Annotated in this window: 11 protein-coding genes; 7 read left to right on the forward strand and 4 right to left on the reverse strand. The window is 47.0% G+C overall.

Annotation, left to right across the window (positions count from 1 at the left end; translation table 11 throughout):
- Nucleotides 1-46 precede the first annotated feature (46 nt).
- On the forward strand, nucleotides 47-2611 hold the full coding sequence (locus QUA13_RS29060; RefSeq protein ID WP_333204129.1) for a tetratricopeptide repeat protein: 2565 nt from the start codon (nucleotides 47-49) through the stop codon (nucleotides 2609-2611).
- A gap of 164 nt (nucleotides 2612-2775) precedes the next feature.
- On the opposite strand, the gene acsF is transcribed toward QUA13_RS29060, so the two are convergent.
- Nucleotides 2776-3852, reverse strand: coding sequence for a magnesium-protoporphyrin IX monomethyl ester (oxidative) cyclase (gene acsF / locus QUA13_RS29065; protein ID WP_333204131.1), 1077 nt, complete (start codon nucleotides 3850-3852; stop codon nucleotides 2776-2778).
- Nucleotides 3853-4406: 554 nt separating this feature from the next.
- Between acsF and QUA13_RS29070 the strand changes: the two genes are divergently transcribed.
- Both QUA13_RS29070 and rpmF read left to right on the forward strand, forming a co-directional pair.
- The gene (locus QUA13_RS29070; protein ID WP_172186128.1) at nucleotides 4407-4883 is read left to right on the forward strand and encodes a TM2 domain-containing protein; all 477 of its coding nucleotides are present in this window, start codon (nucleotides 4407-4409) and stop codon (nucleotides 4881-4883) included.
- 263 nt (nucleotides 4884-5146) lie between these two features.
- Nucleotides 5147-5320: a 50S ribosomal protein L32 gene (gene rpmF / locus QUA13_RS29075; protein ID WP_006632406.1), complete on the forward strand. Its 174-nt coding sequence runs from the start codon at nucleotides 5147-5149 to the stop codon at nucleotides 5318-5320.
- 42 nt (nucleotides 5321-5362) lie between these two features.
- Here rpmF and queA read toward each other — a convergent pair whose 3' ends face one another.
- The gene (gene queA / locus QUA13_RS29080) at nucleotides 5363-6502 is read right to left on the reverse strand and encodes a tRNA preQ1(34) S-adenosylmethionine ribosyltransferase-isomerase QueA (protein WP_333204133.1); all 1140 of its coding nucleotides are present in this window, start codon (nucleotides 6500-6502) and stop codon (nucleotides 5363-5365) included.
- 147 nt (nucleotides 6503-6649) lie between these two features.
- Here queA and QUA13_RS29085 point away from each other — a divergent pair, with 147 nt between their 5' ends.
- Nucleotides 6650-7039 (forward strand): hypothetical protein, encoded by a 390-nt coding sequence (locus QUA13_RS29085; protein ID WP_172186126.1) that lies wholly within the window; start codon nucleotides 6650-6652, stop codon nucleotides 7037-7039.
- 188 nt (nucleotides 7040-7227) lie between these two features.
- Here the strand turns inward: QUA13_RS29085 and QUA13_RS29090 are convergent, their stop codons facing one another.
- Nucleotides 7228-7818: a YraN family protein gene (locus QUA13_RS29090; protein WP_333204135.1), complete on the reverse strand. Its 591-nt coding sequence runs from the start codon at nucleotides 7816-7818 to the stop codon at nucleotides 7228-7230.
- A gap of 12 nt (nucleotides 7819-7830) precedes the next feature.
- Here QUA13_RS29090 and QUA13_RS29095 point away from each other — a divergent pair, with 12 nt between their 5' ends.
- From QUA13_RS29095 to QUA13_RS29105, 3 genes are all read left to right on the forward strand, one after another.
- Nucleotides 7831-8352 carry a pentapeptide repeat-containing protein gene (locus QUA13_RS29095; protein ID WP_172186124.1) on the forward strand — a complete coding sequence of 174 codons (522 nt, stop codon included), beginning with the start codon at nucleotides 7831-7833 and terminating at the stop codon, nucleotides 8350-8352.
- Between the two features lie 298 nt (nucleotides 8353-8650).
- Nucleotides 8651-9652 (forward strand): DMT family transporter, encoded by a 1002-nt coding sequence (locus QUA13_RS29100; protein ID WP_333204138.1) that lies wholly within the window; start codon nucleotides 8651-8653, stop codon nucleotides 9650-9652.
- A 21-nt stretch (nucleotides 9653-9673) separates the two neighbouring features.
- The gene (locus QUA13_RS29105; protein ID WP_333204140.1) at nucleotides 9674-10192 is read left to right on the forward strand and encodes an SET domain-containing protein-lysine N-methyltransferase; all 519 of its coding nucleotides are present in this window, start codon (nucleotides 9674-9676) and stop codon (nucleotides 10190-10192) included.
- A 610-nt stretch (nucleotides 10193-10802) separates the two neighbouring features.
- On the opposite strand, the gene dnaG is transcribed toward QUA13_RS29105, so the two are convergent.
- Nucleotides 10803-12830, reverse strand: coding sequence for a DNA primase (gene dnaG, locus QUA13_RS29110; protein WP_333204142.1), 2028 nt, complete (start codon nucleotides 12828-12830; stop codon nucleotides 10803-10805).
- Nucleotides 12831-12935 lie beyond the last annotated feature (105 nt).

The following is a 12935-nucleotide window of genomic DNA, read 5'->3' on the forward strand; positions in this document are numbered from 1 at the left end:
TAATCAATCCTCAACATTTAAGAAATTGGTTTGCTAATTGTTGCTATTGTACTTCATAACAGCGGGAACCGCTGTATCTTTGCAGGGTGAGTGGTCTAGTGCAGAAACAAGCCTAGAAGGTATTCCAGAAATTCTCAGCAAAATCGAGGAGGAAGCACCTCGTCAACTTTCTGAAGCCAAGTGGCTCACAACTCTAGGTGGCATACTAAAGCAACAAGGCAAACTCGATGAAGCCGCCGCTACTTTCCAACAGGTAGTTGAGATTAACGAAGCTTTAAACGACCAGCGTTCGGTTGCGTTCGGACTCAACGGTTTAGCCGGAATCTTCCAGCAACAAGGCAAACTCGATGAAGCCGCCGCTACTTTCCAACGGGTAGTTGAGATTAGGGAAGCTTTCAACGACCAGCGTTCGGTTGCGTTCGGACTCAACGGTTTAGCCGGAATCTTCCAGCAACAAGGCAAACTCGATCAAGCTGCCGCCACTTTCCAACAGGTGGTTGAGATTAGCGAAACTTTAAACGATCGACGACAGATTGCGATCGGACTCAACGGTTTAGCCGGAGTCTTGCAGCAACAAGGCAAACTCAATGAAGCCGCCGCCACTTTCCAACGTCGAGTTGAGATTAGCGAAGCTTTCAACGACCAGCGTTCGGTTGCGATCGGACTCAACGGTTTAGCCGGAGTCTTGCAGCAACAAGGCAAACTCGATGAAGCCGCCGCTACTTTCCAACGGGTAGTTGAGATTAACGAAGCTTTAAACGACCAGCGTTCGGTTGCGATCGGACTCAACGGTTTAGCCGGAGTCTTGCAGCAACAAGGCAAACTCGATGAAGCCGCCACTACTTTCCAACGGGTAGTTGAGATTAACGAAGCTTTAAACGACCAGCGTTCGGTTGCGTTCGGACTCAACGCTTTAGCCGGAGTCTTGCAGCAACAAGGCAAACTCGATCAAGCTGCCGCCACTTTCCAACAGGTGGTTGAGATTAGGGAAGCTTTCAACGACCAGCGTTCGGTTGCGTTCGGACTCAACGGTTTAGCCGGAATCTTCCAGCAACAAGGCAAACTCGATCAAGCTGCCGCCACTTTCCAACAGGTGGTTGAGATTAGCGAAGCTTTCAACGACCAGCGTTCGGTTGCGTTCGGACTCAACGGTTTAGCCGGAGTCTTGCGGGAACAAGGCAAACTCGATGAAGCCGCCGCTACTTTCCAACGGGTAGTTGAGATTAACGAAGCTTTAAACGACCAGCGTTCGGTTGCGATCGGACTCAACGGTTTAGCCGGAGTCTTCCAGCAACAAGGCAAACTCGATGAAGCCGCCGCTACTTTCCAACGTCGAGTTGAGATTAACGAAGCTTTAAACGACCAGCGTTCGGTTGCGATCGGACTCAACGGTTTAGCCGGAGTCTTGCAGCAACAAGGCAAACTCGATGAAGCCACCGCTACTTTCCAACGGGTAGTTGAGATTAACGAAGCTTTCAATGACCAGCGTTCGGTTGCGATCGGACTCAACGGTTTAGCCGGAGTCTTGCGGGAACAGGGTCGCCATGAAGAAGCCATCCAAACGCTCGATCGCATTTTTGCTATTGTGAAGCAGCTTGACAATCAACAACAGCAGGTCATGACATTGATCCGTTTAGGTGCATTCTCACAACAACAAGGGAACCTTAACGATGCGATAAATTATTTTGAGCTTAGCCTTGAACTTAGCAAAGAAATAGGCGATCAACAGCTCCAAATGCAAGCCATGAGGGGTTTAGGAGAACTACTGCATCATCAAGGGTGTTTGTTGCTAAAGGAAAAAGAATCTTGGAACGAAGCGGAGGAAGTTCTCCGTCGCAGTCAGGAGATTTTTGAAGAGTTGGACGCTCTCCGCAATTTAGCAATGGTGTTAAATAGCTTGGGAGGATTGTTACGAAAACAGGGAAAATGGGAGGCAGCGGAGACAATGCTTCGATACGGCTACAATCTAGCCGAGAAACTCAAAGATAAGCGAGGACAGGCAATTATCTTCAATAGTTTAGGTCAGGTCTTGAGCCAACAGCAAGACGCTGAAAAATTTAAATTAGCTATCATGTATTTTCGAGCAAGTATCAAACTTGGACAAGAACTTAATGAGCAACCCCACCTAGCGAAAGTTTACACGGCAATGGGTCAAGCTTTACTGAGCAATCGAGAAACAGAACAAGCTGTCATCCAACTCATCCAAGGTTTTGAAATTGATGAAAAATCGAGAAATAGCTTTGGTTTAGCTTTCGTTACTCAGGATTTAACTTCTGCACTAGGAAAGTTAGGTAGACAGAACGAAGCGTTAGCTTATTGCCAACGTGCGCTGGCAATTGCTCCCAAAAATCGACAACTTCAAGAATTATGCGATCGACTTTCCTCTCCAAATTCCATCAAAAAGGGTACAGTCAAACACATCCGCTACAATACACAGCAACGCTGCTACTGGGGTCATATTACCCCGAACGATCGCACTGCCGATATCTACTTCCGCGAAGGCTTCATCGATTCGGACTGTATCGCTCAACTTAAACCAGGTGCGATCGTAGAAGTTGAAGTTGAGCAAACCGCAAAAGGACCCTGCGCTAACAATATTAGGGCTTGCTGAATAATTGGAAAAAAGTGACGCCATACAATGGTATAACTCCTTCCTCAACTTCCTCAATATAATTTGAAACCCGATCGCCCACGAAAACTAATCTAACATTATACAAAAAAAAAGCGGCTCCGCTTGTCGCAGAACCGCCGTCACAGAGGATGAAAAATCAAAACTTAACGGACTGCACCATGTACAGAAGGTGATTCAATTGTTTTCATGAAGTACAGCTTCACTAATTGCCAGCCGTTCGACAAATACAGAGGCAATTTTTGGAAGAATTGCAAGAATTTCGGAGTTTCAGAAGCAACAATTGCGGTCAACTGCTGATTGTTCTTGAGGCAAATATCCAGCCGTTCGTAAAACTCGGGGTTGTTCACGTCGAGCATCACGGGGAATACGCGGCCTGCTGTTTCGTTGGTCTTTTTAATCACTTCAATGTCGTATTCGCGAGCATCAAGTCCGAGCGATCGATAAAAACCGGCGCGCTGGATATCATTGAGATACATTGTCGCGAACACTGACAGCAAGAAGAAACGGCACCAAAGTTTAGCGCGCCAATCGTTCAACATCTGAGGCTGAGCTCTCATCACCGCATCAAAGAAATCTCCGTGGCGGTTTTCATCCTGGCACCAATTTTCAAAGAATCGGAAAATCGGATAAATCTGGTCTTCAGGATGGGCTTTTAAGTGCTGATAAATCGTGATGTAGCGCCAATAACCGATCTTTTCCGACAAGTAAGTTGCGTAGAAAATAAACTTCGGCTTAAAGAATGTGTAACTGCGGCTCTTAGTCAAGAAACCCAAATCTAGCGACAAATTAAAGTCCGAGAGAGCTTTGTTGAGGAATCCGGCGTGCCGCGCTTCGTCGCGGGACATCAGCATGAAACCTTCGGCCAACACGGGATTTTTTCCTTTGAGCCTGCGTCCCAATTCTTTGTAAAGCAAGAATCCAGAAAACTCAGCGGTGCAGGAACGTTCCAGAAACTCAATGAACAACTGGCGCTTTTCGCCGTCGATGTGTTCCCAAGATTGATCGAACTCGGCATCCCGCACGAAGTGGTTTTTGTTGTAGTCAACGCGGAACTCTTGGATAATTGCTTCTAGTTCGGCTTCATTTACCGAGATGTCCATTTTGGCCATCTCGTCAAAATCTGTTGTGTAAAATCTCGGCGTGAGAATAGTTTCTTTGGCTGGGGCTTTCACTCCCGGCCGCATTTCTTCAAAAGTGGGTTTTTTGAGGGAATCTACCATATGTTTATTGGATTTCTGGTTATAACTACTCTGAGTTTCAGTTGCCTGTTACTGCGGGCGATCGATCGCCCCTGTCTGTTCGTCTTCGGCAGACCGCCCGACCGGCCTCGTTATACTTTACCAAGCTCTCGACCCTGGAAATATATTGCTGGCGTTAAGAATTGCTACGCAGAATTACTTATGGGAGTGTGGGAGACTGGGAGTGGGGGAGACTGGGAGTGGGGAGACTGGGAGAATTGCAATTTTTGTATTCTCTCTTCCTTCAATACTTCGGACAGTTTTTTAACGGCCCTGTAAGCCTTACAGAGAAAGCCCTGCCATTTTTAACGCATTTTAGGAAACTTAGGGCTGGACTTAAACCTTGAAATAATAGTCCACCATATAGCCAGTCTGGGTTTCGGACACTCGATAATATATAAAACTGTCCGAAGTATTGTTCCTTCAGATGATGCACAAATCTCTCCTCGTGTCAAACTGTTCAAACACTAAATAGAAAGTACAAAATATAGAGAGGGAGTCCAATAGTTAGAATAACCAAGCAGGACGGTCAGAAAATGAGCAATTTAGGTGTTAGTTACCTTTTATGGGCAGCTTGTTTTTTCGGCCCATTCGGACTCCACCGCCTCTACAACGGCAAAATTGGTACGGGTTTACTGTGGCTGTTTACCTTTGGTTTGTTTGGGTTCGGGCAATTGTTTGACTTGCTGCTGCTGCCGAACATGGTGGACGAACACAATGCCACTCTCAGGGGCAAACTCGGCGTATCTCGCGAAGGTATACCGCTATATCCCAGCAGCGGGGCGATCGCCGCGACATACCCCAAGCAAACTCCCGACCAGTTAGGGGTTAAACTCCTGAAGGCAGCTTATACCAAGAAGGGAAGATTATCTGTCACCCAAGGGGTGATGGCAACCGGCGCTACTTTTGCCGAAGTGGAAGAAGCTTTCACGGCAATGCTCAAAACGGGTTATGTCAGTATCGAGAACGATTCAGTAACTGGTGTCGTGATCTACCACTTTCACGAACTTTAGAGGCTGCGGGTGCGTCAGAATCGGGGATTTTATGTGTGGTTCGAGAAGCTAATCGCTGACGCAACCTACTACTCGCCGAACGTCTGAGCACTCGCCGAACGTCTCACGCCTAAAATCTAAAATCTAAAATCTAAAATCTAAAATCGACTGACGAATGCCTTCTGACGGATGCCTTCTGACGAATGCCGTTTGTGGAGGAAGCATTGCTGGCAAAATCGGCTAGAATGTTTGTTTGTCTATATAAGCAGAAAGTATTTAGCGTCATGGCAGTCCCTAAGAAGAAAACCTCCAAATCCAAGAAGAATATGCGCAAGGCCACATGGAAGCGCAAAGCTGTAGTGGCAGCTCAGAAAGCTCTGTCCCTGGGCAAATCTGTTCTGACTGGGCGTTCCAACAGCTTCGTATATCCCGGCAATGAAGAAGAAGAGGAAGAATAGAAACAAAATACAGGGCATTGGGCGAACCCGATGCCCGATCGATCAATCCATTTTTGCGGTTGGTAAAATCAGCATGGCATCGCCAAACGAATAAAAGCGGTACTGATGCTCGATCGCTTCTCGGTACAAATCCAACAGCCGAGGCCTTCCAATCATCGCACTTACCATCATCATCAAAGTAGAGCGGGGCAAGTGAAAATTGGTAATCATCCCCTCTACAACCCGCCACTTGTAACCAGGGTATATAAACAAATTTGTCTGGCCGCAAAAAGGCTGCAAGGAAAAATCGCCGCTCGCCGCCGCCGCTCCCTCTAAAGCTCGCACTGCTGTCGTACCCACCGCAAAGATTCGCCCGCCTCTAGCTTGAGTTTCGCGGATTTTCTCGACAGTGGCGGGGGGTACTTCCACCCATTCGCCGTGCATTTGGTGAGCCGTCACATCTGCCACCTCCACCGGGCGAAACGTCCCTACTCCCACGTGTAAGGTTACAAAAGTTTTTTCGATTCCCCGCTGCTGCAAGCGACTGAACAAATCTTCGGTGAAGTGCAGGCCTGCTGTGGGGGCAGCCACCGCCCCAAGCCGATCGGCATAAACAGTCTGGTACTGTTCCGCTGAAGCTTGGGAATTTTCGATGTATGGCGGCAGGGGTACGTGGCCGTATTCGTCCAAAAACTTCGCCAGACTCGCATCTGTGGGGATGTCAAACTCCAGCAGCCGCCCTCCTGTTGCGTCGTCCCTGGCGATAACTGTCGCAGTCAATCGACGATCATCGATCGCGGCGGCTTGGGGAAGGCAACAGCAAGGAGCTGCTGCGGAGTCCTCACTTGCTGGGGCGATCGGGTCAAACTCAATTTGCGACCCCAACTTTAAGCGTTTCCCGGGTTTAACCAAAGCCAGCCAGCAGTTGTGCTGCCGTTCTTCCATCAACAATATCTCCACAGCCGGGCCGTTGGGTTTGTGCCCGTAGAGCCTCGCTGGCAGCACGCGGGTGTTGTTGAGTACCAGCAAGTCTCCGGGCTCCAGCAAATCTGGCAAATCCCGGAAAATCCGGTGTTGCTGGCTGCTGGGAGAATCGACAGCCAGCAACCGAGAACTGTCCCTCGGCACTGCGGGATTTTGGGCAATGCGCGAGGGCGGAAGTTCGTAGTCGTAGCCGTCCAAAGACCAGTCAATCTCTGTCATCGAGTGAATTCCTGTGCGATCGATCTGTCAACTGGGTAACAAATTGGGTAAAAACCCCCATCCAAAGTCGGGTGCTTTTCCCCTTGTGGCGGCGGGTATAGCCCGCCATGATAGAGGTATAGCATCAGCTTTGCTCGAAGGATCGTTATGGAATACCTCTACTATATCGCCAATACTAGCCTTACTCTGAGAGTCGTGGATTACCTGCGCACAGCTCATCATCTTCCCTTGCAATTTATCACTGTTATTCACCAAATAGACGGCTGGGTGGTGAAGGTGAAAATGAGCCAATATTTAACTCCAGAATTGCACGGGGATTTTCGGGCTTTTATGAACGAACTCGGGATTCCTTACGATCCTGAAATTCGCTTGCAAATGGCTCTTTGGAGTTTGGAAACGGGACAGTCGCCGCTGAGCGTGATGCGCCGCTACCAGGTGGCAGTGGTTTGTCACGGCAGCCCTGACCGCAAGGAAATTGAAGCGTTTCGCCAACAGTTTGTCAAGGGCCTGGGATATTGCCCGGAAACTCTCGCCTAGACTGCTACTCATATAAATTAGCTGTTATGGCAGAGGAGGAGAGGGAGAGAGGGAGAAGATTTAACGCTTTTTTCACGTCCGTTAAAGATCGAGAGAGAAATGCGCAACAGCCTAGGGAAATTAACAATTAAAAACTACTTAGTGGCATTGCTTTGTGATTTTACCCTCTAATTTTTAATTATATATTTTTAATTGCTAAAAGCAGATCGAATGTATTCTTGCAGGGTAAGGCGGTAGTTTTCTGCAAGGGCGGATTGAGAGTTCGCTGCTGTTAACGGTAATATTTGTTTAGTGTTTGGTCGTGAAGGTTCGCACCTGACTAGGGCGACATCAAAGCGACAAGAATTATTTGCTAAATCTGGACGAGTGCTTAAAAATATTTCGGCTGTTTGCCAAAGTTTGGCTTGTTTTGTGGTAGTAACAGCCAGCATTCCACCAGCATCCCAATTTCCCCGGCGGCGAGTTTTTACCTCGACAAATGCTAAGGTTGGGGATTTGTGATTGGGAAGAACTCGGTTTTTTTCGCTTCCTTCATCTCTTCCGAGTGCGATGATGTCAATCTCTCCCCAGCGACAGTGCCACTGTCGGTGCAGGATTTCCCAGCCTTGCTGCTGCAACCACTCGGCGACTAATTTTTCTCCCAATGTGCCGATATCCCGAGAGTTTGGGGATTGGGGGGAATTCGAGTCAGCCGTCGCGATCCTCTTTGAGGGCTTCGCGATCATCGGGCGATCGCGCTTTCTGGTAGAATTCAATTCTGAACTGTCACTGCTGCCCATTAGCTTTAACTTATGAATTCTCGAATTCGCCAACATGGCAAAAATATTTATACTTTCTTGCTGAGTTTTGTTATTTTAGCAGTAATTGCCGCTGGGGCGATCGGCATTAATCCCGCACCTGCTTTCGCTTTGGATCACGACAAAGAAATCCTAGTCGGCGCTGATTTTACTGGCAAAGTTCTGACTGACGACAGTTTTAATAAAGCCAATCTTCGCAACAGCAATTTTACCAATGCAGATTTGCGCGGCGTCAGCTTTTTTGGTGCCAATCTGGAAGAGGCAAATTTAGAAGGGGCTAATTTAACGGGTGCTACTTTAGATTTGGCTCGCATGAGGAAAGTAAATTTAACTAATGCTATCCTTGAGGGTGCTTTCGCTTACAATACCAGGCTGGAAGGAGCTGTGATTGACGGTGCTGATTTTACAGAAACACTGCTGCGAGACGATATGATAGAAAAACTTTGTAAAGTTGCAAAAGGTACTAATCCCGTGACGGGTAGAGATACTCGCGAAACTCTTTTTTGCGACTATTAAAAGGCTAATTCAACCAAACTTACCCCGCGTGCGGGGTAAGTTCCATGTAAACTATCTGGCAGTAGGGCGATCGGGTTCGATCCACTGACCGATACACGACTAAAATATCAGCGGAACCCCCAGCAAATCGAAGGCTGTATGGTGTAAAGGAGTTGGTGTCGTCAGGCCTAAACTAACTGCAACACCCGCTAGTTTAAGCTGCATTCGAGTTTAAAATATTGATATTTCTTACTCTAGTCAACCTCTTTACGGTTAACTAACGGAATTTAGTTCAATTGCTAATCGATTAGGCTCTTCAATGACTACAGAATTAAATAGTGGTTCTCAAAGATCGCCAAGCACTCTCCATGCTTGGGGTATAGCAGTGTTGATCCTTGTCACCCTAATCTGGGGTACAAGCTATCCGGTTATCAAGGGAGCTCTCAGCAGTCTTTCTCCTTCTGCAATATTTGCAACCCGCTACGTAATAGCAGCGTTGCCGTTTACCCCCTATTTGCGCTTCCTGAATCTTTCCCTGCTACGGGATGGAGTCTTTTTATCACTAATACTGTTTCCTGCATCAGTCCTCCAAACCCTTGCCCTTGAGACAACTTCTGCCGATCGTGCTGCATTCATTGCCAGTTTCAACGTCATCCTAGTTCCTCTGCTAGGGCAACTGCTAGGTAGGCAGGTGTTCCCAAAAACTTTCCTCGCCGCAGGAATTGCCATCTTTGGCATTGGAGTGATGTGTTGGGAGAGTCAACAGATCGCGATCGGCGATCTGTTGATCTTGGGCAACGCCTTCCTCTACTCGGTCTACACTCTTAAGCTTGAGTCCACCACGTTGCGCCACCCCATTTTGCCACTCGCCGCGATCCAGCTTTGGGTGATAACAATATTTTCTTTAATTTGGGCCGCTCCGGATCTGGTTACACAACAGGAAGCAATTGGCGCGAATTTTGGTATTCTTTTATATATTGGCTTATTTGATACTGCTGCTACGATTGTGCTTCAAGTATTAGCTCAACGATGGGTTAACGCTTACCAGACGGCGCTAATTTATACGCTAGATCCGATTTTCGCAGCAGTTTTTTCGTTTCTACTACTGGGAGAGAAACTTGGAATACGCGGTGTGATTGGCGCAGGTCTTGTAGTGGTGGCAATGGTTTTTGGTCAAAGCAAATCTCAGGACGCTGAGCACAATGGCGAAATCCAGGTTAACGAGTCGATAGTCGCAGCGCTGTCAGATTCGGATACTGAGCCCATTAACGCTCCAGTGTCGCTTCAGAGTAACCTCGTGGAATTAGAATTAGATTTGTAATTTGTATTAAGAGTGAGGAAAATGGGTTTCGATACTTTGATCCAGCAAACAGAGAAAGGTAGAGGCGTTTTTGTCAGCCGAGGCTTCCGTAAAGGTGAGACGGTGGTGGTTGGACGCCGAGTCGATATCTTGCCCGAAAGAACTACTCACTCGATTCAGATGGACTTTGACCTGCATATAGAATTAGATGAACCGGCATTATTGATCAATCATTCTTGTAGCCCAAACACAGGGGTTCGGAATAATCAATTCGGAGCGTACGATTTCGTGGCATTGGTTGATATTCCTTCGGGAAGCGAGATTACATGGGATTACTCTACAACAGAGTACACTTTTATTGACATTCCCAAATGTTGTTGTGGCTCCACCGAATGTCGATCGAAGATCCTTGGATATAAATTTCTCCCTGACGAAATCAGTAAAACGTATGGTGAGTTTATCGCCGATTACCTCAGAGTAACGGCACCTGAAACGGAACTTCCCCCGCGCGATCTTAAAGTTCCTAGTATTGCCCCCACCAGTAGGGCGATCGGGCTTTAGCCCCCGCCGGATACATGACTGCAATGTCAGCGAAACCCCCAGTAAATCGAAAGCTTTATGCTGTAAAGGAGTGGGGATCGTCAGGTCGAAACTAACTGAAACACCCGCTAGTTTAGGCTGCACTCGCTTTTTAGCGATCGTCGATAAATTAGTCACTAACGTCCGAAAACTTTGAACGGAAAACTTCTCCAAAGTACGCTTTGTTGAAGCCTTCCGTTTCGCCGGATTGGCAGACAAAACCTTGACAATTACCGAACCCGACTCAGAAGCATCTAATATCAAATCCGCGCTTCATCCTCCTGGTAAAATCGAGTCAACATTTAACACTCAACCATCATTCAGTTTTTCGACCCGGAGTTAACTCAAATCCGGTAGCATCGGAATAATAAAATCGAGTCAACAGTTAACACTCAACAATCATATCAAATCCGGTACCATCGGAATTAATATTACCCACAGCTTTCGAGACCGCGAGTGCCTCGTGTCCCTACAATTAATCCGGGTAGGGACACGGCACTGCGGTGTCCTCTATATAATTCCGGTGCAACCGGAAACGATATCAAGTCCTAGATTTTTGATTGTTCCTAACAAGGAATTTAGTCCTGAACTTCTAGAAATTTACCCCCCAAGGTACGGATGTTAAATCGTAAAAATTAACTTGACGCAGCCGCTCTAATTCCTTGAGCCATTCTTGTTCGGCACAGAATTGTTGGTGATATTCTATAGCCTCTTCGCCACTGCTAGCGGCCTTGGCTTTTTCCCACATATTGAGTGCAATCCGGCGGCGCTTCATGCTGATAATTTGCTCGATACAGGCGAGGGCAGATCTAATTACTAGAGGTGCGCGATAAACATTTCTTTCTGAGAACTCGTTTAAGTGAAATAAATGCGAGATTTGATTGAGTTGATTGGGATATTCAATGAAGCTATCTTGCAATTTCAATATTAACTCAGAAGGCGCTACTTGTAAAGACATTTTGTGCAATATTTCTGCATTCACAATCTGGTGCCACAAAAATCTGTGATGAGAAAGGCTAAACTGCACGTCTCTAGCTTCTATTGCTTCTCTGACATCTTGGCGGTGTTCGGGACAGTGCAAGTAAATCTGCAATAATTGCGCTTCTGCTTCTTCTAAAAGACTGCGGGCTACGGCAGACAAGCTTGATTTAGAGCTTTTGTTTTCGCCGCTTGCACGCTGCTTTTTATATTGTTTGTTCGGCTTCAGTTTGTTTCTTATTAACAGGGGCATTGTCAAAGATTCGTCTTGACTTTGCCGCTTTGCCCAATCGCTGCCTACTTGATTGAGCAAGTTCTCTGCGAGCATTTTGGTGAGTCTATAATCTCCTTTGCTGAGAATTTCGGCGCACTTTTGCAGGTAATGTGCTAGCTGATTGTCGTCAGTGATATTGGTTAATAAATTAATGATCTTTTTGGTGACTTGCTGGGAAGTATCGGCTTGCTTCAAATCTTGGTTGACGAGCATTTGTTGCAATTGCCAGTCGAGCCACAACGGAGCATTTTCCAGCAATTCTCGATATTGTTCAGGGGAGTATGTTTTGAGGTATTCGTCGGCATCTTTGCCGTCGGGAATGTTGAGCACTCGCAGTTGTACTTCTCCTTGATAAGCGAGTTTTTCTATTTCTCCAATAGCGCGTTCTGCTGCTTGAGTTCCTGCTTTGTCGGCGTCGAAGTTGAGGATAATTTGTTTGGAGTCAGTGTAGCGCAATAACTGTCGCACTTGGTTTAAACTTAGGGCTGTGCCGAGGGAAGCGACGGCGTTGGAGATGCCGGCTGCCTGAAGTGCGATCGCATCAAAGTACCCCTCTACAACCACTGCGCGATCGGCTTTGCTAATGGCTGTTTTCGCCGTATCTAAGGCGAATAAAGTTTTGCCTTTGTCGAACAGTTCTGTTTCGGGAGAATTGAGGTATTTCGGCTGTTCGTCGCCGAGAGCTCGGCCGCCGAAACCGATGACTCTGCCTTGGGTGTCGCGTATGGGAATCATAATCCGATTGCGGAAGCGATCGTAATAACCGCTGCCGCCATTTTTTCGGGGTACAATTAATCCAGCTTGTTCTACTAATTGCGCCGGATAGTTTTTCTGTTCTACTAAATAACTGTAAAGTGCTTCCCAACCTTGGGGCGCATAACCTAATTGAAATTGTTGGATAGTTTCTTCGCTAAGCTGGCGCTCTGATTTGAGGTATGCTAAGGGTTCTTCTCCTGGGGTTTGCCGCAAAGCGTGTTCGTAAAACTTGGCTGTTAGTGCTGAGATTTCATAGAGTTGTTCCCGCAGAGAAATTTGCCGCTGCAATTCTTGTCGGTGTTCCGGTTCGACAGTTTTGACGGGGACTTGATAATTTTTAGCTAATTCTAATACTACTTCGCTGAAAGGGCGTTTCTCCAATTCCATGAGAAACTTAAAAGCATTGCCACCTGCACCGCAGCCAAAACAATAATACATTTGTTTGCCGGGACTGACTGTAAAGCTGGGAGATTTTTCGTCGTGAAAGGGACACAAACCTACGAATTCTTTGCCGCGTTTCCGCAACACGACGCGACCGGAAATAACGTCTACTATGTCTGCTCTTTGTTTGACTTCTTCGATTGTTTCTGGATGCAGCCGGGGAACTTGCATAGGGCTATTTTAGGCAAATTGAAAGTATAGCGGAAGGAAGAAGGAAGAAGGAAGAAGGAAGAAGGAAGAAGGAAGAAGGAAGAAGGAAGAAGGAAGAAGGAAGAA

The sequence above is a fragment of the Microcoleus sp. S28C3 genome, from assembly GCF_036700785.1.
GTDB lineage: Bacteria > Cyanobacteriota > Cyanobacteriia > Cyanobacteriales > Microcoleaceae > Microcoleus > Microcoleus asticus.